The sequence below is a fragment of the Paenibacillus sp. AN1007 genome (assembly GCF_040702995.1).
Classification (GTDB): domain Bacteria; phylum Bacillota; class Bacilli; order Paenibacillales; family Paenibacillaceae; genus Paenibacillus.
Genome location: NZ_CP159992.1, coordinates 5,818,647 through 5,840,655, shown reverse-complemented (window position 1 = coordinate 5,840,655; position 22,009 = coordinate 5,818,647). Strand labels below are relative to the sequence as shown.

Here is a 22,009-nt window from a genome sequence, read left to right as displayed (position 1 = left end):
CTCTAGAGGCGGAGCAGCGCTAATGCTCGTTCTATTGTAATCATTCCTGCACTGTGAAAAGTTACAATCGGGTTAAATTGAAAAGAACAGCGACGCCTTTTTTGGTTACAAAAGGTTCACTGTTCTCCCTTCTTTTTCTTATGATAATGTTCCCAGTGACTCATTCATTTTCTGCTGCTGCTTTTCTTTTTGACGGAGACGTCCTGTAACAAGAGCCGCGATCAAGGTGAGTATACTAAAAATAACTGCTGACCAGAAAAGCCCGCTGTAACCTTGGCCTGTCGTTTGATGTACAGCCTGGAGCAGCGTTTCCCGGATATTGGAATCGGGAATCTTGGATAGTCCTGCCATCAGGCCGGAAACATCATTTCCAGCTGCCCCACCTGAAGCATACTGCTCCAGCATCGCTTGAGGTACCTGAATCCCACGCTCTGCCAAACCAGACTGAATGTTCGAACCAAGGTTTGAAAAGGACCGAGCCAAAAACCCGGCAAAGATCGTTGGCGCAATCGCCATCGCCATCTGACGGAACAGGGAGCTGGTTGCTACTGCAATACCCTTGTTGTTCTCTCCTGCCTGCTCGGTGACTAACACATTGACCGGCGCACCCAGCATCATGCCAAAACCAATGCCGACAAGCGTACTCGCAATGACAAACTGCCAGATATGCTCTACCCACAGCGGGAATAACAGGAAGCCAATGGCAGAGAGCAGGCCAGCCACCGATAACGTCCAGATTGGCCCTTTACGGTCAACAAGGTAGCCACCTCCTCCTGCCCCAATACCTGAAGCCAGTGCAAGCGGTGTAAACCAATACCCCGAGGCAGTGCTGGATACACCTAGATACTGCTCGACAAAACCTGGAATGAAAATGACGGAGGCCAGAATGGCTCCAGAGAAAAAGGCAATGAGCAGCGTCCAGCGGAAGGATGCAATGTTTAGCAGTTGTGTGGAAATGACCGGTTCACGGTCTGACCCTTCCAACCTTTTTTCCATCCAATAAAAGACAACCAGTACAGCCGCACCAGCCAGAAAGAAACTATAGAACATCGGTGAAGTCAAACTTTGAAGCATATTCACACCGTCGAGGTTGCTGAAACTGTACATCAAACTCAGTACACCTACTGTCAGAACCGCAATGCCACTCCAATCGACTGCTGCACGGTTCAACTCCTGCTCCTCCTGAATAAACTTGAGCCCGGCGATAAACAGCAGTATGGCAATCGGTACATTGATGAGAAACAACCAGTGCCAGTTTCCGGTAATATCAAGGATAAATGCACCGATATTTGGTCCCAAAATGGCAGCAATACCGTTCATACCTCCCAGAAGACCAAGAGCTGTGCCCTGCCGCTGTGCAGGAAACTTACTAAGTACATAAGAGCTTGCAATGATGAATATCCCACCGCCACCCAGTGCCTGAATGACGCGGGCAATCAGGAAAAACGTAAACGAAGTACTTAACGCTACAAGAAGTGATCCCAATCCGAATAAAGCAACTTCAATCAGGAACAGTTTTTTGCGTCCAAACCGGTCCGACAGCTTGCCTGCAATCGGTACACTAATCGCAAGTCCAAGTGTGTAAAGTGTAATGGTCCAGGCTCCCCATGTTGGGGATACACCAAACGAAGCATTTAATGTCGTCAGCGACGATGTAATGATTCCGTTATCCAGCGCAGCCATAAATACACCCACAGCAAAGAGAATTAGCGGCCATTTCATTTCTTTTTGCATTTTGTAACTCCTCCTTGAACTAAACTTCTGTATTTACCCTTGTACCGTCCGTATTGATATCTATATATAAACTGAAATGACTAAGAATGACTCACTGGTCATTTTAAAATAAATGACAGCTATATGTCAATTGATGAATAATGTTTGAAATGGATTTTATGGAGCCGGTGACTGCTGAAATCCTGATTTCATGAAATTCAACTCAAAAGGAGGCTGTGCCCCATTCCGTATAGGAATCAGAGTACAACCTCCATTTTGATTACTGCATAAGGTGGCGATTCAGGAACCTCTCCATGGCACGATACAGATCAAGCTGGTTATCTACATTAGCGAAGCCGTGACCTTCATTCAATTTCAGCATATAAGGTACATCCACCCCACGTTTGCGCAGCGCTTCAACAATCTGATCGGACTCTGCCTGTTTCACACGCGGATCATTTGCACCCTGAACGACAAACAGCGGTGCCTTCATCTGATCAACGTGAAACAGCGGTGAGATTGCTGTGAGCAGTTCTTTATCCTTCACAGGATCACCTACACGGTCATAGAACAAGTTGCGCTCGGATTCCCAATAAGGCGGCAGCGAATCAAGCAGTGTAAAGATATTGGAAGGACCGACGTAACTGATACCGGCAGCATAGACTTCAGGGGTGAAGGCCAAGCCTGCCAGAGCCGCATAACCTCCGTATGATCCACCATAGATAGCTACCCGCTTCGGATCAACTGTACCCTCTTTTACCAGCCAGTTTACACCATCAGTGAGATCATCCTGCATTGCTCTGCCCCACTGTTTATTTCCCGCTTCCAAAAACGCCTTCCCGTAACCGGCTGATCCGCGGAAATTGACTTGGAGTACTGCATATCCGCGACTGGCCAGGAATTGAACTTCTGGACTGAACCCCCACGAATCTCGAGCCCACGGTCCGCCATGAGGAAGTACAACAAGTGGAAGATCCGCAGTCTGTGCACCCTTCGGCAGCGTCAGATAACCGGAAATGTCCAGACCATCACGAGATTTAAATGTAATAGGCTTCATATCTGCCATCTTGGACTCGTCGATCCATGGAGCCGTGTCTGCCAGCTTATCCAGCTTGCCTGTTTTGGAATCGTAGAAGTAGTACGTTCCCATCTCTTTGTCACTGTAGGATATAAATAGTACCTGTCCATCATCACTTGTACTTAAAATGCTGACCTCTTTACCGGGTACCTTGGCTTGAATATCCTGCATTAATTTCTTGAACTCATTATCAAAATACTCGTACTTCACCTTGTCCGTCACATAGACGGCTGCAAGAATCTTTCCTTTTTCTTTGGAAGGTATAACACTGCTGACATCGACATCCTTGTTCTCAAACACCGTTCTAGTCACTTTTTTACCTGCGAGGCTGTACTCCACAATAGCCATTTTATCCTGTTCCAGGTTGGAGACGGCATACAGGTTTTTGTTATCACTTGTGAACATGACCGGAGTAAATGTATCACCAAGCTTTGTTGTCAGCAGCGGCTGGAAAGGTTGATCCTCCGTTTCACGGTACATCAGGGAAGATACATTGCCATCACTCGATACCGCCACCCGAATTTTCCCCTCATGGTCTGTCATCCAGCCTGTAATGTCACCTGGGTTCTCGGCAGCAAGTACGGCTTCTCCTGTTTTGATGTTTATACGGTATACATCAAAAATTCTTGGGTCACGTTTGTTCATACTCACCAGAATCTCATCTGGATTACTCTCCAGAGGATCGACAAGCATCGCTCTTGTGTTCGGATAAGGAGTCAGATCCTTGCTATTTTTACCATCGATATCGGTTATAAATAGATGATAATTCTCATCTCCAGCAGCATCCTTTACATATAAAAGCTTATCACTCGTTATCCACGAAAAACCTGCAATACTGCGTTCTGTTTCACTTGTAATACGTACAGGCTTATCCTGATCGTTCGCCTTGACTACAATGTTCATACGGTCCTTCCATGGCTCCATATAAGCCAGATGTTTACCGTCCGGTGACATTTGGAAGCCTGCCTGAGCTGGCTGTTTGAAGAAGTCTTCAAGCGGTATAGCCCCTTCTTTCTTCACATCAAGGCCTAGTGCCAGGTACAGTGCACTTGCGAACTCACCATGTGTCACCGCCTGTTTGGCGTTAAATGCGCTGCCTTCAATAATAAAATGCTGTTTCACCCGAACTGCATCATCCGCATGTACGGCTGGAATCTGGTCAGCATCGCTGTAGACCACCTGTATCCCGTTATCTTTCAGATCAAAAGCACGTGTGAATAAAGAAGCCATCTGAGCCCGTGTAAGTGGAGCATCCGGTGCATAACCTTTCGTTTGACCTTGAATGAGGCCGGATTGTTTCAGCGCGTAAATTGCGGGTGCTGCAGCATCACCGGAATGAACATCTGCAAAACCTGTAAGTGCTGCCGGAGCATCGAGATCAAGCACCCGCTGCAGAATCATTGCTGCCTCTGCACGCGTAATGGGTGCCGCTTCTTCTTTCATTCCATCGGTAGTACCATCTATGTATCCCAGCTGCTCTAGTGTCTTGGTTGCCTTGGAAACGATGGATTCCGAGACAGATGCTGTAGGTTTGACAGCTTCGGCTGCCTGCACCGCCGGCTGAATCAAGGCAATCGACATTGCCATGGACAGCGTTAGTGCATATACTTTTTTGCTAATCGAGTTCAAAGGTTTTCCCCCTTAAAAGTGAATTACAGAATAATATGGAATTATCCGTATTTCATTTTACCATGATCATCCATCCAGTGACAGCGACAGCCCTACTTGACAGATATCTAGTTCAACTTTGTGCTGGAGAACCCATAATTCAACAGCTTACGCGTCTCAATGAATCGACCTTCCCGTGTATCTGTTCCAAATACAACCGAAATCAGACGCTTGCCATCCCGCTCAGCCGTTCCAACGAAATGATATCCGCTGCCCTTATCATATCCCGTCTTTAATCCGTCGTTTCCGTCATATGCATAAGGGCCGCTGATTGAAGATAACATCCAGTTTGTATTGCTCATGTAGATCCCTTTATGATGCATCGACACCTGCATTTGGCTGGAGGTTTTCAGAATCTCAGGATGATGGTTAAGTAAATAGCGGGCCAGCTTGCAGGCATCCATTGCAGTCATTAACGTCTGACCCTTAACATCCTCCGGACGGTGTGGACCAAGCATAGCCTCGCTTAAACCGGTAGAATTGGTGAAGTGTGTATCCCCTGATAGTCCAATCTCAGCAGCCTTTTGATTCATCCGCTGTACAAATTGATGCTCCGAACCACTAATGTGCTCTGCCAATGCAACTGCAGCATCATTTGCGGAGTAAACCGCCACAACTTGGAACAGCTCCCGAACAGTGAATCGATCTCCCTGTTTGAGTGCAAGTTGGTTTCCGCCCACAGAACTGGCATACCTGCTTACGTTAACGGGATCATCCCAAAGAATATCCCCTTTCATGGCAGCCTCCATAACAAGAAGCTCGGTCATTAATTTGCTCACCCCTGCCGGGGCAATCTCTTCAGAGCCGTTATAATCCATCAGCACCTGTTCCGAATTCATATCCATGAGGACAGCCGATTCCGCTTTGATCCCTGGTTTACCGACCAGCATGTCCGGTTTTACTCCCAGATATATTATAAATAGTAAAGTGAACAGCATTCCTGCCCGTTTCCACCATATTTTCATCGATTCATCACCTCTTACTTATATAGACGAAGCGAAGAGGCATTTTGTCTGCACTTTTTTGAAAAAAAGTTAAATTTTTTTTATATTTTGGTTACAAAAAAAACATGGACTCCAACTACCCCATATCTGAGTGTTGAAATCCATGTTTAGTTCATCAATTTAAAGTAACCTTTTTCTGAATGGAAGGCACTTTAACATAAGTCAGATGAAGAAATTTAATGATTACTGAGCAGCCATTGGCTTGTCTGCATTGACAGCCAGATCGCTCAGGTATATGCCTGTTCCATCACCAATTGCATAATTCATAACACGTTTGTTAACAGGTACAATTTCTGCGCGGTACAGTGTAGGGAAGACAGGGACCTCGTCTACCATATACTGCTGCCATTCATTGTAGATTTCTTTACGTTTCTCTACGTCAAATGCTTCAGCAGAGATACCACGTGCAAGCAGCTTGTCGTTCTCTTCACTGGAGAAGCGGGAGAAGTTATACAATGCGTCACGACCATACAGACCAGCAGGGTCTACATCGATAGCCACGGTCCATGCTGCTTGATACACGTCAAGGTTAGGATCATCCTTACCATTATTACCAACACGATCGTAGAAGCTGTTGAATTCAACCATTTCCAGGTTTACTTTCAAACCGATTGCTGCCCAGGATTGAACATAATAACGTGCCAATGGCTCAGCAATATCACTACCTGTCATTGAAGCAAAGTTAATTTCGAGTGGTGAACCATCCGGTTTAGTACGGAATTCACCGTCCATTTTGTAACCAGCCTCATCAAGCAATTTCTTCGCTGCTTCCGGATCATACTTCACACCTGGATTGTTTGAATCATGGAACTCAGGGTGGGACGGTGGAATCAGTGTTGTTGCATTCCAGCGGAGACCATTATAGAAACGTTTACCTACTTGATCATTGTCTACAGCCATCCACATTGCTTTACGCAGATTTTTATCTGCCATTTTAGCGTCCGGATTGGTAGCTACTTTACCATTTTCTGCGTCCCATGATCCCAGCTTGAAGCCGATGTACGTATAAGCACGGTCAATGGCACCCAGGAATTCAACATTAGACATGTTTGCATTATCTTTATACTGATCTGTCGGGAAGGAGTCTACCAGATCTACACCGCCAGATTTCAGTTCTTGAACAACCGTTGTCGGGTTGATTACTTTCAGTGTCACTTTATCCAATTTTGGAACACCACGCCAGTAGTCTTCGTTTTTCACATAAGTCACAGACTCACCTGGAGTAATTGTTTCTACTTTGAATGGACCAAAACCGATAGGTTTTTCACGTACTTCTTTGGAAGAAGACATTTTGGCTACATCCATGCCGCCAAAGATATGTTTCGCGAGAGGATACGTCCATACGCCACCTGTCAGGAGGGATGGAGTCGCTTCTTTATACGTAATGCTGATCTTTTTGTCGCTCAGCACTTTGATACCCGAGATCGTTTTTGCTTTTCCAGCATGGAATTCATCCATACCTACTACGCTTGTAAAGTTACCATCATAACGTGGGCCATCATAGCCTTTGCTTCCAATCACTTCATAAGCAAACTGCAGATCTTCTGCCGTTACAGGTTTGCCGTCATGCCAGTTTACGTTGTCACGAATCGTGAGTGTAAACGTTTTGCCGTCTTCGGAAGTTTCATAGGTTGCTGCACCATCATTCGTGTAAACATAGTCTTTATCCCAAGTCAGCAAACCTTCGTCGAACCAGCCTAATACAGCTGAATCTGGTGCGCCGGAATAAAAGTTGTAGTTCAATGTACCTTCGAAAGCTGTATCCGATACGAGACCAAATGTAATTGATCCGCCTTCAATCGCTGTACCCTCATTTGTTTTCACATTGCTGAAGTCTTCGATGGAATATACACCCTCTTCATTCGCGGGTTTTTCCTCCGTTTTTCCTTCTTCTGTTTTTGCTCCCGGTGCAGGAGTTGCCGCCTCTTTTTCGGAGCACGCCGCAAGCGCCAATACAAAGACCAGCATCATCGTGAAAAATAGTCCTCGTGAAAACAATCCCTTTTTCATGAACCTTTCCTCCCTTTTTTTAACCTCTTCTTTGTCTTGCATCCGTCGCACGCTTCAAGGCCTGTCCGACATTATTTATACTCAACATCAATACTAGGATCAGTAGTGATGCAGGTAGCCATATCCACCATCTGTATTCCAAAGTTTGCGGATTACGTGCATAACTTACGAGTGTTCCAAGACTTGGCGTGCTTTCCGGGAAACCGAATCCCAAGAAAGACAGTCCGGATTCAAGGCCGATATTCGCTGCCAGATTCAACGTCATCGTTACGATGATAATTGAACTCAGGTTGGGAAGAAGCTGAGATACAATAATTTTAAAGTGAGAAGAACCAAGTGTTTTGGATGCTTTAATATACTCCAGTTCACCCTCTTGAAGAGCCTTCGAGCGAATCAGCCTTGCAATCCCCATCCACAAGAAGGCAGTCATAATTAGTGAAAATGAAACGATATTATATTTGGGAACTGCGGTGACAAAAGCAATAACCAGCATCAGAAATGGAAGGATCATGAAGAAATCCACCACACGCATGAACATATTATCAATCATGCCTCCGAAGTATCCGGATAGTACTCCGACCAGAATTCCGATAAATCCAGTCATCAAGGTAACCAAGATGCCGATAGTTAATGAGTTTCTTGTTCCAATAACCAGCTGTCCAAATACATCGCGTCCACCATAATCGGTGCCGAGCCAATATTGTGCAGAAGGCTTCTCATATAATGCAAACAAATCAACTTTGACAATTTCGTCCTGATCTAGGATCATGGAGGCCCCGTATACTAAGACGATGATCAACCCCAAAAATATAAGCGAAATGAGGGCTACTTTATCCCTGACCAGCTCACGCCATAATATTTTCAAGCTGGAAGGGCTCTTATCAATCTTCTGTGAAGTTATAACAACATCATTGGCACTGCTCATCTGTTTTCACCCCAAAATCTTCAAGTTCTTACTTAATGCGAATACGCGGATCAACCAATCCCAGAATAATATCAGACAGCAGCGATCCTAAAATAGTAGCGATCCCGTATAGTAATACGAGTGCTGTAACTACACTAAAATCCCGTAACGAGATTGAATTTAGGAACAGCTGTCCCATGCCCGGATAGCTGAATATACTTTCAATAAAGATGGTACCGCCAATCAGTCCCGTGATCTCATAACCGAAAAAGGCAGCAATTGGGAGTAGGGAGTTTCGCAAAATATGTCTGTTGTAGATTCGGGATTCCGAAGCACCTTTGGCTCTCGCCGTAAGTACGAATTCCTTATGTTTGATATCAATGATCTCACTGCGCAGATACTGTACAGTTGATACGGTGGAGATTAACGCCATTGATAACGCTGGCAGCAGCAAGTGGTGAATTTTACTTATCACGTATTCAAAAGTCCCTGGTGTAAGCCCCGGTGCTACACTTCCTCCGGTCGGGAACCAGCCAAAACGGAAACCAAAGATCCAAACCATAACCAGAGCGAAAATAAACAGCGGTGCTGCAAAACCCAGATACGTATATCCAGTAATCAAGCGGTCAGACCAAGTATCATTATAACGACCACTGATAATACCGAGTGGAATAGCGATAAGATACGTGAGGACAAGTGTCGCTAGGGCAAGCCAGAACGTATTTGCGATACGCTGACCAATGAGATCTGTGACTGGCATTTTGAAACGGAAGGACTGTCCAAAATCACCTAAAGCAGCATGGCTGATCCAGTCCCAATACTGTATGTACCATGGATTGTTCAGCCCCAGCCGCTCACGCTGTTCTTCTAACGCTTTGGGATCAACACTCGGATCGAGCAATCCTGTCAATGCGTCCCCTGGCATGGCTTTGGCCATCAGGAAGACCAAAATGCTAAGTAAAATGATTTGAGGTATCATTATGAATATTCGGCGTACAATAGTTTTCCACATATGGCCTTCAACCTTTCTGAGGTAAAGCTACCCGGTGAGAGTCGGAAATGGATTGGAGCGAATAAGCAAGCCCTTCCTCATCGAAGAAATTGCGGTATGAGTTTTCATACTCGGATTTGATCTGCTGTCGGAAAGCTATCATGTCCTCACGTTTGGTCGGGTCCATATCCGGAATCGCTGCAATAAGACGTTTGGTGTAAATATGCTGAGGATTTTCAAAAATATCATCGGTAGTTCCCTGCTCTACATATCTACCTTTATACATAATTCCGATCTGATCGCACATATGGCGAATAATGCCTAGATCATGGCTAATAAACAGATAGGTCAGATTCAGTTCCTTCTGAATCTCCTGCATGAAGTTAAGCACCTGGGCTTGAACAGATACGTCGAGCGCAGATACAGGTTCATCTGCTATGATCAGCTTTGGCTTGAGTGCAATCGCACGGGCAATTCCGATCCGCTGCCGCTGTCCCCCGGAAAACTCATGCGGGTATTTGTAGATCGATTCCGGACTCAGTCCTACTTTTTCTAGCAAGCTGCCGACCTGCCTCTTTTCTTCCGCTGCTGTCAACCGTTCATAGTTTCGGAGCGGCTCAGCAATGATATCCATAACACGCTTCTTCGGATTAAGAGAGGAGTAGGGGTCTTGGAATATCATCTGGACATCCCGCTGGAGCTGACGATCTTTGCGTCGTTCCTTCGTTAAATCCCTGCCGTTAAACAAAATTTTACCAGCCGTTACGTGATTCAGACCAATAACAGCTCTGCCTGTTGTTGTCTTGCCTGAGCCTGATTCTCCAACAAGCCCATAGGTCTGGCCTTCTTCGATGGTAAAGCTGACATCGTCAACGGCCTTGACGCTGCCAATTTCCCGTTTGAGCAGCCCTCCGCGAATCGGAAAATGTATTTTCAGTCCTTCTACTTCGAGTAGTGCCATTATGTTATTCCTCCTCCGCTTGATCAGGGAAATGAAAGTGCTGATAACAGGTACACCGTACAAAGTGCCCTGGTGCAATTTCATGCATCTGCGGGTTTTCTTCATGAGCCGAGTCGCTGATCCATGGAATACGAGCCTTGAATCGGCACCCCTGCCGAGGAAGATTTTTAAGAGAAGGCACAATGCCTTGAATGACATGCAGTTTTGATTTTTCTTCTGTAATAGTAGGAATAGAATTCAGCAGTGAACGTGTATACGGATGTTTCGCATCGGTCATCAGCGTAAAGATATCCGCAATTTCAACAATCTCACCTGCATACATGACGGCCACGCGATCTGCCATCTCTGCAACTACACCCAGATCATGTGTGATCAGGATAATGCCTGCATTAATCTCTTTCTTGAGATCTCGAATCAGTTCGAGGATCTGCAGCTGGATCGTAACGTCAAGTGCAGTTGTCGGCTCGTCAGCTATCAATAGTTCTGGTTTGTTGGCAATCGCGATTGCGATGACAATTCTCTGTCTCATACCGCCAGATAATTCGTGGGGATATTGTTTATATATTTGCTCGGGACGTGGAATCCCTACCTGGTTCAATAAGTGAATAACCCTGTCGCGCTTCTCCCTGGAAGACAACTTCGGTTGATGAAGCGTAAGGATCTCTTCAATCTGTTCACCTATGATCATTAGAGGATTGAGTGCGGACAATGGGTCCTGAAAGATCATGGCCATTTCTTTTCCGCGCAGTTTGTTCAATTTGTTAGGGGAGATGTTGGCAATATCCTGCCCTTTATAGAGAATCTGGCCTTCAATTCTAGCTTTGTTATGCAGACCCATTAGAGAGAATGCAAACGCACTTTTGCCTGAGCCTGATTCACCTACAATAGCCAACACTTCGTTCTTCTTAACCTTAAGATTAACGTGATCAACTGCTGCATAATAATCATCTTCAATTCTGAATGATGTCGTAAGATCTCTGACTTCCAATAGCTCTTTATTCAAATCAATCACCCTAACCCCGTAATTTCCGCAGACTGTATTCGTGAGTAGAAGAATGCATCCACTGTATATTTCCATGTTCTTCATTAAATTGAACAAAAGTGTATACAAATTACCTTATCTTTAACAGAATCAAGATTATAGACTTCAATTTAAACCATTGGTCAATTAATGTTTATAATTCCTAGCGGAATTATATATACAAATAATTATTGTAATCATACGTGTAATTTTAGTTAACGTCAATCATTATTTTGGGATTTTTGGAATAATTGTTTTTAATGCTACAGTTTTGGGTAATAGTTTTAGCTAAAAGGTATATGTAACGTGGTTTTTGTATGGGATGATAACTTACTTGGGTGTAATTTACAGTAATGTGAGGTGTCACAACTTAGCTCTTAGATTTTATATATATGACATATAAGTAACATATTAAAACTTTTAGCAAGCCATTATACAAAATCAGAATGTTTTATGTGAGCACTATGTCATATTTAGGGGGATTTTGTCGTTTAAAAACTGCTTAAATTCATGAGTCCTATGGAGCAGATCAGACTTATTTTCTCAAGGTTTGTAAGGTAAACGTAAAAATCTAGTTATTATAGTATAGTTTTATTTATTTGCTGCTGTAAAGAGTTAATTGTATCTTTTACACATTTTTTTTACAAAAGAAAGAAAAAAGTCCTGCAACAAGCAGGACTTTTCTAATATTTATTCAATATTACGTATATAAAATATCAAATTTATGGAGCTGTCGCTGGCCTTTTCCCACGCTTTAAATCACGGATGCTTAATCCAAAGTCCATCTGAAGATGTGGGTAGTCAGGAAAGTTAGCCCAGTCCCCGCCCCAGGTAAAGCCCAGCTCTTTAGCTAAATCAACTACCTCTAACCAGTCGGCTTTACCATTGCCGTTATCGTCACGTTCCATATCCCACACAATCTCTCCCTTAGGTGTTCTCAAGGCAAAATCAATGGCAAGCCCATAATTATGATAAGATTCTCCTCCTCGGGCGTTCGTAACAATACGCCCAGAAGACGACCGCCCTTGTGCAAATAGGGCATCCTGATCCTCTACACTTCTGTAACCGTGGGTAATTACAACTTCAATACCTCGTCTGGCGGCCATACGGACTAATATGCCTTCATTCTCCGCAACAACTGGGTGCAGGCCTGTAATGGGTAAAGGCTCAGGAACCTCCTCATTCGGCCACAACCCTCCTATGTCCCCCTTTTGCTGCAGCCAAAAATATAGAATAGACACGATAAGGGTTGCAAACATCCAGTTTCTCAATCTTTTTCTTCTTCGCTGTCTTTCTTTACGTTGTGATGAATTCATATACTCTCCCAGGTTTAATCTATTGGAATGAACAGCATAGGTATACGATCTGACATATCTCGGGCAGGCTAACCTCTATTATAATTCATCTCCGCTCTGAAAGCTTCCTCTGTAAACATTACATGATTATACGTTTACATTTTCTCGAATTTTTCATAATGATGCATACATAAATAAAGCCTGAAAACACAAAAAAACAGCCGGCTGTAAGCCGACTGTTCTTGTATGCAAACTGAGTATAGACTACTCAGTTGTGTATGGCAGCAATGCGATTTGACGGGAGCGTTTGATGGCAATCGTCAGCATGCGTTGATATTTAGCGCTAGTACCTGTTACACGGCGTGGCAAAATTTTTCCACGTTCGCTGATAAATTTACGAAGCAAGTCCGTATCTTTATAATCGATGTGAGTAATTTTGTTCGCTGTGAAGAAGCACACTTTACGACGTTTGTTGCGACCACCACGACGTGCCGGTCTTTTATCGTTGTCTCCGCCTTCTCTTTGCTTGAAGCCCATGCTTTTCAGTCCTTTCCTATCATGTAACCCATATCTCGTAACGAGTATCGGCTCACGTTAAAATGGCAAATCATCATCCGATATATCAATCGGTTTTCCGTCATCGGAAAAAGGATCCTGATTGTTGCTGCGCGAAGCATTGCTGCTGCTTGCACGTCCGCCGCCGCCTCCATAAGAAGGCTCTTCACGCATAGGTTGTCCCCCGCCGCCACCGCCTTCACGGTTAGCTGACTCCAAGAAACGAACATTATCGGCAATGACTTCGGTCACGTATACACGCTTTCCTTCGTTATTTTCGTAGTTCCTTACTTGAATGCGTCCTTCGACTGCAGCCAGACGTCCTTTGCGCAAATAATTTGCACAAGTCTCGGCAAGCTGTCTCCAGGTTACGACCGGAATGAAATCTGCTTCCCGCTCTCCCCCTTGGCTTGTAAACGGTCTGTCTACGGCCAAAGTAAACTGTGTTACGGCTACTCCAGCTGGAGTGTAACGCAATTCAGGATCCCGGGTTAACCGGCCGATCAGAATGACACGGTTCAACAATGTAATCCCCTCCTTCTGAGCGTATTTGGTGCGTTAATCACGAGTGTCGTCTTAGGCAGACTTAACGTCGTTAGTAATGAGATAACGAATAACTTCGTCAGAAATCTTCATGAGACGCTCAAGCTCAGTAACTACTGCTGGTTCAGCAGTGAAGTGTACCAGAACATAAACACCATCACGGAATTTCTTGATCTCATACGCAAGACGGCGTTTACCCATAACGTCGTGAGCTGTAACCTCACCACCGCCGTTGGAGATGATGCCTTGGAATTTATCGACTGTAGCTTGAACAACTTCTTGCTCAACGTCAGGACGAATAATGTACATCACTTCATATTTGCGCATAATTTTCACCTCCTTATGGACTCTGGCCCTCAATCCAGGTTGAGAGCAAGGAACGAGCACAAACTCGAACTATATTAATATAACAAATACGGAGACCGAATGCAAGCAAACGTTCCCTGTACATATTGGTACATAATCACTAACATGATCAGCTCCTTGCCGGAACACACTATAGAAGTAATTACGATCTGCATTCTGTAGAGGAGGCTGCTTATTGTGGGTGAAAGAACCGAGTTTGAACCAGGTGACAAAGCGCCAAATGATGGAGAGTACACGGAGGTGGGCGAGAAAAGCTTTCACACAGAGATTAATGATCCGAAGCGAGTAACTTTGAAGAAGGGCGAAGCCTTTCCGGAAACCAGTAATCAGAACCGTAAATGGAAAAAGCTGACCAAAGCCCGCGTCCACTAAGTGAAAGATTTTTTGTTTAGCAGCGTATATAAAACGTGAAATTGCACATAATACAATCAGGCGGTACTTGAGAGAGGTGTGGTTCCGTTGGACAACGAAGCCGATTTTTCGCTGTTGGAGATGCATCACGTAATATAAGAAGCTTGTGGTTGTGTAAGACCTTTGTCTGAAGCACAGGTATTGCTGCAAGCAGTACAGCCAGCGTTTCTGCCGTTACGACCGATTGTGATCTAACTAAACATGTACCGCCGGATAAAGAGCCCTTCGGGGCTCTTTATTTCTTTGTATTGTCACAGGCAGCAGCACATCTAATACAAATAACCGAACTAAATTAAGCACAAAAAAGGGGCTCTCCTACTGGAGAACCCTTTCCTCATTCTTTATAAAAACTCCAATCATGGAGCTATGTTATACTTCGCATTTTAAGTGGCGGAAAGGGTGGGATTCGAACCCACGCACGCTGTGACACGCCTAGCTGATTTCGAGTCAGCCCCCTTGGGCCTCTTGGGTACCTTTCCGCAGCAAAATTGATTATATCATGACTGCAGGAGGAAAGCAATACCTGCATCCCACCTACATGTAAACGCTATTTTGCTGAGATACCTTGCTGTATTTTATCACGGATTGTATGTGTATTTGTCTCAGCGATAAGCGCTGAGTGTATAGCAGAATCAATCACCTAATCTTGGGATTCTGGCTCTTCCTCAGCTGAACGTAGTACTTTTTTTAGGTTTTTCTCAAACTTGGCCCGTGGAATCAGTACACTGTGTTTGCAGCCAACACACTTGATCCGGATATCCATTCCCATACGAATGACTTCCATCTCGTTGCTGCCGCAGGGATGCTGCTTCTTCATCTGCACAATATCCCCTAACTGAAAACTTTTACGCTCCACCTGCACCATTCCCCTCATCATTATCAAGCGCAGCCGCCTGTTCCAACGCAGCCTGCTTGCTTCGCTCATGATACTCCAGAATTTTTTTAACATCCCCTTGAATCTGGCGTTCCACAGAAGCCCGGGAGTTTGGCATGCACTCCGCTACAACACGTATGACATAATCCGAAGTTGACATGGACTGGATTCCCAGCACATCAGGTACCTTTACAATATTCAAATCGCGTTCTTCTATGCCGGCAAGCGATTGTTTGACCAGATGGACGGACTCGTCCAGTGTCAGATCAGCCTTCATCGGGATATCCACCACAGCAAGAGAATTCGACATCGAATAGTTCGTCACACTTGCAATCGTACCGTTCGGAATGATGTGCACTTCCCCCTGCCAGCTTACCAGTTTGGTGGTTCGGAGGCCAATGACTTCGACAGTTCCTTTGAACGTACCTGTCTGAATCACATCTCCTACGGCAAACTGATCCTCTAATATAATGAAGAATCCGGTGATTACATCCTTCACCAATCCCTGTGCGCCAAAACCAATGGCTAGTCCCAGAACACCAGCACTGGCCAGCAGCGGGCCAACTTGGACATTGATCTCCGATAACAGTAACAGAATCATAATAAAGTTACATGTGATTGACGTCGCATTTTTCATCAGCTCACCGATGGTTACGAATCTCCGAGGATTAACACGAATTTTACCTTCCTGCTTTCGTGCCATCGACCGATCGATAATTCGGGAAACTACTTTAATGACAATACGGGTAATAATAAAAATAATGAGGATGCGGATCGAACTGAACATAATATTAAGCCACATATCCGTATCGGAAATTTTAGCCCATACTTTATCAGTCCAACGAATAGCTTCATTTACAGCATCAGCTGCACCATTTTCATCGTTTCCCTTTGCAAAATAAAACGGCATCAAGACGGATCACTCCTCTACATCGGTATGTTATCATAGCTGTCTTCGGTTTTGAAATAGAGGCCGCGGATCTCAACAAACTCATCACGGATAATTTGCTGCACTCGCTGCAGATCCTCTTTCGGAAATTGAATACACAGTGCACAGCCCGCCGTAATCTCCTTAGGTGTCGGAAACAGATCAATCTCAATCTCGGCAAACTCCAGCAGCATCTCCGCACGCAGTGCCTGCTGTGTTGAATCAAAAGCAATCAGCATCCAATTGTCCATCCATTCGTCCATGTCCTGCTCCTTTCACGCTTCGGCGGCACTCAGGCAAAAAGCCTGTCCCTGCGAAGTATAAAACACTCTACCTTTCCATATACTGATACTACTATTCCAAGGAAAGGATAGATCCTATGAACCCTGTTTCGCGTTCCTTTTCGTCAAAAGATATGACCAGTCTGAAGGTTCCTCATACCGATCCAGGCGTACATTCCGCCATTGTACATCGATTAATGTTTCATCTTTACAAAGCTCATTCCCTGCAAAATGTAGTGATTGTCTGCATCGGTACAGACCGCTCCACGGGAGACTGTCTCGGACCACTGGTAGGTACGTCTCTTGCCAAATGGGACAGCCCCCTGTTCCATCTGTACGGCACGCTGGATGAGCCCGTTCATGCTGTAAATCTGCAGGACACACTCCATAAAATTCACAGCACCCATCACAATCCATATGTCATTGGTATCGATGCTTGTCTTGGCCAGTCTTCCAGTGTTGGCTGCATTCAAGTAGTTAACGGACCACTTAAGCCTGGCGCAGGGGTAAATAAAGAATTACCGCCGGTCGGCGATATCCATCTGACAGGTATCGTTAACGTCGGCGGTTTTATGGAATACTTTGTACTTCAGAACACACGGCTCAGTCTTGTCATGCGTATGTCTGAGATTATAGCAAGCAGTCTGTATTCAGCCATTCGGGAATGGCATACCCGGTCTACTCTGTTTGCTGTGCCAGAGTAATAGCTTCCTTCTCCTCTGGGGATAGTGTATACGTTGACTCTCCCCCTTTTAGAGGTTTTGCATATACATATGATCCATCACGGTTGAATAACCCAGTAAGAATCATTCCATCCTGACTTTCATTAATCATGGCTATTGAGAAACTCAGATCGCTGCCGTGCTCCCCGTAAGCATTATACCTCTTGACGCCGATCTTGCCCTGAATACGAGCCAGCTTCTGCAGTGCGGTTTGCAGCTGTTCCGTTTGCAGTTGGTGTTCATCCTCAATACTGTCCATCTGAATTTTCAGATTGATCAACAAGGACTCCAGGTCTTCCACTCCACTGCCAGCCATCATGGCTTCGTATTTACGTTTGAATTTCCGTAACTTTGCTCCTTGAACAATACTTACGATCAGCAGTACCACCGTAAGCAGTGCCAACCCGCCAATAATCCATAACAGCTGTTCCAGAATCAGCTCATTTAATTCAGCCATGTAAGTGCAACTACCCCTCTATGTTTTTGATCAGATTCATGTCTGTCCGCAGTTCTTAGCTTTTATTATAAATCAACCTGTTAAGCAAGAAATTAATCATATGTTTCCAATTTAAATACTGTCCATCGATGTACTTATTTCTTCACGTAGTTAGTTCAATTACTGCCCTAATGAGTTCATCCGCTTCTTGTTTGGTAGAACTGTACCCTACGCTCGCTCGAACAGCTCCAGTCGTTGTCGTACCGGCGGATTCATGTGCAAGCGGTGTGCAGTGGAATCCCGATCGGACCGCAATGCCATAATTCCGATCCAATTTGAACGCGAGCTGAGCCGGATCATATCCTTCAATGACAAAGGATACTAATCCTGTACGCGGCTGTCCAATATCCGGACCCAGCTTTTGAAATCCGTTAATGAAGGAAAGTCCCTCCAGTATATGCTGTGTCAGTTCCCACTCATGCTTGTAGATTACAGCAGGGTTCACAGCAAGCACATGTTTGACTCCTGCACCTAATCCTGCAATACCTATTGTATTCGGGGTTCCTGCTTCATAGCGATCAGGACGCACTTTCGGCTGTTCCACAGCTTCCGATTGGCTTCCTGTTCCTCCATGCAGCAGCGGCTGTACATCAAGATTGGGGGCAATGTACAAACCACCCGTTCCCTGTGGCCCCAGCAAGCCCTTATGTCCTGGAAACGCAAGCATATCAATGCCCATCTGCCCTACTTCTAATGGCATTACTCCTGCACTTTGAGCAGCATCTACCAGCAGCAGCGCCTTATATTTTCGGCACAGCTGTGCAATATCGCTGATTGGCAGAATGCTTCCCAGCAGATTAGAGCTGTGTGTGCACACAACCAAACGGGTATTTTTGCGAAATATCTGTTCCATCGCCTTCAAGTTTATAAGACCGGCAGCATCTACGGATACATAATCAACCTCTATTTTTCCCTGGCTGCGTAGAAACTCAAGCGGCCGTCGAACTGAATTATGCTCCGCCATAGTTGCTATGACATGGTCGCCATCTTGGAGAATTCCCTGAATAGCAAGATTAAGAGCCTCAGTCGTATTCGAGCCAAAAGCGATATCATTAGGATTTTTTATCCCAAACAAGGCAGCTAGATCTTTTCTCGTTTCAAACAATACCCTGCTGGCTTGTACAGCCATACGGTGGCTTCCTCTGCCTGGATTAGCTCCGGCAAACTCGAGCGCATTCATCATGGCCTCCCCAACAGCAGGTGGCTTCGGCCAAGATGTTGCTGCATGATCCAGATAGATGATTTCTCCCATCTTCCTATCACCTCTGCTATTAAGGAATAATTACAGGGTTACACACAAACAAAGAATGACATATCGTTTCTCCAGAATACAGAGGCGATATGTCATGACATGTTTAGCTCTGCATGTTGTTAATGATCCACCTAAGCTGTTACTGTAACAGTTCCAATAACCGTTCGAGATCCTGCTTGCTGTAGTAATTGAGCTCGATTTTACCTTTGTCTTTTTGGCTGTGTTTAATCTTCACTGTCGTTTTGAACCGCTCCCGAAGTGATTCCTCCAAGGTATCGATAAAAGGATCTTTCTTTTTCAACTTGGTTTTGGCCTTTGCCTCACCTGTTTTGGAACGATCCAGCTGTTGAACAGCCTCTTCCAGCTCACGTACACTCCACTGCTGATCAATGGTCTGTTTAGCCAGTTGTTTGACCAGATTTTCATCTTTGATCCCTACAATTGCCCGTGCATGCCCCATCGATAATGTTCCACGTGAAACATATTCTTTCACTTCGTCGGGCAGAGCCAGCAATCGCAGGAAATTAGCAATGTGGGAGCGTGACTTACCTACCTTGACTGACAGCTCTTCCTGAGTCAATGAGAATTGATCCATTAATCCTTGATAGGCTACTGCCACTTCCATCGCATTCAGATTCTCCCGCTGCAGGTTCTCAATCAGCGCAATCTCCATTACCTGCTGGTCATTGAATGTACGGACAACAGCCGGAACAGTAGCGTTTCCGCAGTACTGTGATGCTCTGAACCTGCGCTCGCCTGCAATAATCTCATATCCACGCAGCACAGGACGAACGATAATGGGTTGAATTACACCATGTTGGCGAATGGATTCCGCCAGTTCATGTATTGCTTCCTCATCAAATGCTTTGCGCGGCTGATAAGGGTTAGCCCGCAGTTGGCTAATCGGGATTTCTACGACTTTATCGTCGTCATTAATTGAAAGCGAAGGAATGAGGGCATCAAGTCCTTTTCCGAGCCGCTTACTCATAAGAAATCACTTCCTTTGCGAGCTCTAAATACACTTCCGCTCCTCGGGAACGGGGATCATACGTAATGATGGATTGACCGTGAGATGGTGCCTCACTAAGCCGTACATTGCGCGGAATAATAGTCTGATACACTTTTTGCTGGAAATACTTCTTTACTTCTTCAATAACCTGAATACCGAGATTCGTACGAGCATCAAACATCGTCAGTAACACGCCTTCAATCTGAAGTGATGTATTCAGATGTTTTTGCACTAATCGAACGGTATTCAGCAGCTGACTTAATCCTTCCAGTGCATAGTATTCACATTGAATAGGAATAATCACCGAATCGGAAGCCGTTAACGAATTAATCGTTAACATGCCAAGGGAGGGCGGACAATCAATCAATATATAATCATAATTATTTTTAACCAAGGCGAGTGACTTTTTCAGACGAACTTCTCGCGATATCGTGGATACCAATTCGATTTCGGCTCCGGCAAGTTGAATCGTTGCAGGTATGATATGAAGGCCCTCAATCTGAGTCTCCACAATCGCTTCCTGGGGAGGCACATCATTAATAATGACATCATATATACAATTCGCCACATCTGCTTTATTAATTCCGACTCCGCTCGTTGTATTCCCTTGGGGGTCGATATCGACAAGCAGTACCCGCTTCCCGAGTGAAGCAAGCCCTGCACCCAAGTTAACCGATGTCGTTGTTTTCCCCACACCGCCCTTTTGATTTGCTACGGCCATAATCTTAGACAATACCTTCACCTCAAATAAAATAGGAGTCTTTTCTTGTAGGTTGTGAGTTGCAGTTAACAAAAAGCAGGCGGCCATCCGCACACGAACAACAATTACCGTTTCCAGATCCAAACGATATGTTTAGTTCATGTCACATGACATACATACTGTTTAGACAGAAAAAGCGGCCCATTGCCGCCTGAAGCTTCAATTATTTGCGTTTTGGAATATGAATAACGATCTCGTAGTGATCCTCATGATCGGCTTCTTTCGTTTTGATATCCATACCCGAACCTGTCACCATATCAATTGATTGACGAATCGTATTAAGTGCCAGTCTTACATCTTTAGTGAATGAAATCCGTTTGGATTTTTTGATTTTGGAAGCTTCTTTATAAAAGGCAACACGTGCCTCCGTCTGCTTCACATTCAATTCCTTGTCGATAATCTCGCCCAGCAGCTTTAATTGAAGCTCCTCCGTATCCAGGGATAACAAGGCTCTTGCATGGCGTTCGGATATTTTCCGTTCCATCAATGCTGTCTTCACACCTTCAGGAAGCTGCAGCAGCCGAATTTTATTGGCGATCGTGGACTGACTTTTGCCAAGCCGCTGAGCAAGGCTCTCCTGAGTCAGTTGATGCAGGTCAATCAGCTTTTGGTAAGCAACTGCTTCCTCAATCGATGTTAAGCCTTCACGCTGCAGGTTCTCAATCAGAGCAATGGATGCTGCCTGAGAATCATTAAATTCGCGTACAATAGCCGGAATATGCTCAAGGCCCAATTTGCGAACAGCACGCCACCTGCGTTCCCCTGCAATGATCTCATAAGATCCATTCCGAACACGCACAACAATGGGTTGAATGACACCGTGTGTTTTGATCGTCTGCAGCAGTTCATCAATTTTATCATCATCAAAAATAGTACGGGGTTGGTATGGGCTGCTCACAATTTCATTAACCGGGACCTGTTTAATCTCATCTCCGTTATTGCGCTCCGCCAAACCAAACAACTTCGAAAATTGTTCTTTCATTCCGTAGATTACCACCTAGTTTCGTAATAGCTCCTGCATGGTCAGCAGGTGCTTCTTATTCCATAAGCGAGGCTTCACATTCATCGTTCCTGAAATAAGTTATGCCATTTTGTATGTCCTGCTGCTGAGCAGCATTAAAAGCTTAAGTATCTATTTATATGAACTAATCGTTGATCGCTGTTTAC

General features: G+C 44.9%; 22 protein-coding genes and 1 tRNA gene. 2 read left to right on the top strand and 21 right to left on the bottom strand.

Annotated elements, in window-relative coordinates; genetic code table 11:
- Nucleotides 1-138: 138 nt before the first annotated feature.
- The 12 genes from ABXS70_RS26310 to rpsF all read right to left on the bottom strand — a co-directional run bounded on the left by ABXS70_RS26310 (nt 139) and on the right by rpsF (nt 14,070).
- Nucleotides 139-1,734, bottom strand: coding sequence for an MFS transporter (locus ABXS70_RS26310; RefSeq protein WP_366292055.1), 1,596 nt, complete (start codon nt 1,732-1,734; stop codon nt 139-141).
- Nucleotides 1,735-1,993: 259 nt separating this feature from the next.
- Complete coding sequence (locus tag ABXS70_RS26305; protein ID WP_342553548.1) at nt 1,994-4,420, bottom strand: alpha/beta fold hydrolase; 2,427 nt, start codon at nt 4,418-4,420, stop codon at nt 1,994-1,996.
- 107 nt (nt 4,421-4,527) lie between these two features.
- Nucleotides 4,528-5,424 carry a D-alanyl-D-alanine carboxypeptidase family protein gene (locus ABXS70_RS26300; RefSeq protein WP_366292052.1) on the bottom strand — a complete coding sequence of 299 codons (897 nt, stop codon included), beginning with the start codon at nt 5,422-5,424 and terminating at the stop codon, nt 4,528-4,530.
- 222 nt (nt 5,425-5,646) lie between these two features.
- Complete coding sequence (locus tag ABXS70_RS26295) at nt 5,647-7,473, bottom strand: oligopeptide ABC transporter substrate-binding protein (RefSeq protein WP_366292049.1); 1,827 nt, start codon at nt 7,471-7,473, stop codon at nt 5,647-5,649.
- 19 nt (nt 7,474-7,492) lie between these two features.
- On the bottom strand, nt 7,493-8,398 hold the full coding sequence (locus ABXS70_RS26290) for an ABC transporter permease (protein ID WP_342553551.1): 906 nt from the start codon (nt 8,396-8,398) through the stop codon (nt 7,493-7,495).
- Between the two features lie 28 nt (nt 8,399-8,426).
- Nucleotides 8,427-9,389 (bottom strand): oligopeptide ABC transporter permease, encoded by a 963-nt coding sequence (gene opp4B / locus ABXS70_RS26285; RefSeq protein WP_342553552.1) that lies wholly within the window; start codon nt 9,387-9,389, stop codon nt 8,427-8,429.
- 7 nt (nt 9,390-9,396) lie between these two features.
- Nucleotides 9,397-10,329 (bottom strand): ATP-binding cassette domain-containing protein, encoded by a 933-nt coding sequence (locus ABXS70_RS26280; protein WP_366292045.1) that lies wholly within the window; start codon nt 10,327-10,329, stop codon nt 9,397-9,399.
- Between the two features lie 4 nt (nt 10,330-10,333).
- Nucleotides 10,334-11,332, bottom strand: coding sequence for an ABC transporter ATP-binding protein (locus tag ABXS70_RS26275; protein WP_342553554.1), 999 nt, complete (start codon nt 11,330-11,332; stop codon nt 10,334-10,336).
- Nucleotides 11,333-12,072: 740 nt separating this feature from the next.
- Complete coding sequence (locus ABXS70_RS26270) at nt 12,073-12,666, bottom strand: M15 family metallopeptidase (RefSeq protein WP_342553555.1); 594 nt, start codon at nt 12,664-12,666, stop codon at nt 12,073-12,075.
- 243 nt (nt 12,667-12,909) lie between these two features.
- Entirely contained in the window at nt 12,910-13,182 is a 273-nt protein-coding gene (gene rpsR / locus ABXS70_RS26265; protein ID WP_017691433.1) for a 30S ribosomal protein S18, read from the bottom strand.
- A gap of 57 nt (nt 13,183-13,239) precedes the next feature.
- Entirely contained in the window at nt 13,240-13,725 is a 486-nt protein-coding gene (gene ssb / locus ABXS70_RS26260; RefSeq protein WP_342553556.1) for a single-stranded DNA-binding protein, read from the bottom strand.
- 51 nt (nt 13,726-13,776) lie between these two features.
- Nucleotides 13,777-14,070 (bottom strand): 30S ribosomal protein S6, encoded by a 294-nt coding sequence (gene rpsF, locus ABXS70_RS26255; RefSeq protein WP_024629534.1) that lies wholly within the window; start codon nt 14,068-14,070, stop codon nt 13,777-13,779.
- 216 nt (nt 14,071-14,286) lie between these two features.
- Here rpsF and ABXS70_RS26250 point away from each other — a divergent pair, with 216 nt between their 5' ends.
- Complete coding sequence (locus ABXS70_RS26250; protein ID WP_342553557.1) at nt 14,287-14,481, top strand: YjzC family protein; 195 nt, start codon at nt 14,287-14,289, stop codon at nt 14,479-14,481.
- Nucleotides 14,482-14,908: 427 nt separating this feature from the next.
- On the opposite strand, the gene ABXS70_RS26245 is transcribed toward ABXS70_RS26250, so the two are convergent.
- From ABXS70_RS26245 to ABXS70_RS26230, 4 genes are all read right to left on the bottom strand, one after another.
- Nucleotides 14,909-14,999, bottom strand: a tRNA-Ser gene (locus ABXS70_RS26245).
- Nucleotides 15,000-15,160: 161 nt separating this feature from the next.
- Nucleotides 15,161-15,376: a DUF951 domain-containing protein gene (locus ABXS70_RS26240; RefSeq protein ID WP_342553558.1), complete on the bottom strand. Its 216-nt coding sequence runs from the start codon at nt 15,374-15,376 to the stop codon at nt 15,161-15,163.
- On the bottom strand, nt 15,366-16,304 hold the full coding sequence (locus ABXS70_RS26235; RefSeq protein ID WP_342556489.1) for a mechanosensitive ion channel family protein: 939 nt from the start codon (nt 16,302-16,304) through the stop codon (nt 15,366-15,368). Before ABXS70_RS26235 ends, ABXS70_RS26240 begins: the two co-directional genes overlap by 11 nt.
- 17 nt (nt 16,305-16,321) lie before the next feature.
- Nucleotides 16,322-16,573: a DUF3343 domain-containing protein gene (locus ABXS70_RS26230; protein ID WP_342556490.1), complete on the bottom strand. Its 252-nt coding sequence runs from the start codon at nt 16,571-16,573 to the stop codon at nt 16,322-16,324.
- Nucleotides 16,574-16,701: 128 nt separating this feature from the next.
- On the opposite strand from ABXS70_RS26230, the gene yyaC reads away from it, so the two are divergent.
- Nucleotides 16,702-17,307 carry a spore protease YyaC gene (gene yyaC, locus ABXS70_RS26225; RefSeq protein WP_342553559.1) on the top strand — a complete coding sequence of 202 codons (606 nt, stop codon included), beginning with the start codon at nt 16,702-16,704 and terminating at the stop codon, nt 17,305-17,307.
- Here the strand turns inward: yyaC and ABXS70_RS26220 are convergent.
- From ABXS70_RS26220 to noc, 5 genes are all read right to left on the bottom strand, one after another.
- Nucleotides 17,282-17,782 (bottom strand): DUF4446 family protein, encoded by a 501-nt coding sequence (locus ABXS70_RS26220; RefSeq protein ID WP_342553560.1) that lies wholly within the window; start codon nt 17,780-17,782, stop codon nt 17,282-17,284. The two genes, yyaC and ABXS70_RS26220, sit on opposite strands and share 26 nt — an antisense overlap.
- A 142-nt stretch (nt 17,783-17,924) precedes the next feature.
- On the bottom strand, nt 17,925-19,073 hold the full coding sequence (locus tag ABXS70_RS26215; protein ID WP_342553561.1) for an aminotransferase class V-fold PLP-dependent enzyme: 1,149 nt from the start codon (nt 19,071-19,073) through the stop codon (nt 17,925-17,927).
- Between the two features lie 139 nt (nt 19,074-19,212).
- Nucleotides 19,213-20,061: a ParB/RepB/Spo0J family partition protein gene (locus tag ABXS70_RS26210; protein ID WP_342553562.1), complete on the bottom strand. Its 849-nt coding sequence runs from the start codon at nt 20,059-20,061 to the stop codon at nt 19,213-19,215.
- Complete coding sequence (locus ABXS70_RS26205) at nt 20,054-20,815, bottom strand: AAA family ATPase (RefSeq protein ID WP_342553563.1); 762 nt, start codon at nt 20,813-20,815, stop codon at nt 20,054-20,056. The genes ABXS70_RS26210 and ABXS70_RS26205 overlap by 8 nt, the downstream gene beginning before the upstream one ends.
- 190 nt (nt 20,816-21,005) lie before the next feature.
- Nucleotides 21,006-21,824, bottom strand: coding sequence for a nucleoid occlusion protein (gene noc, locus ABXS70_RS26200; protein ID WP_342553564.1), 819 nt, complete (start codon nt 21,822-21,824; stop codon nt 21,006-21,008).
- Between the last annotated feature and the right edge of the window lie 185 nt (nt 21,825-22,009).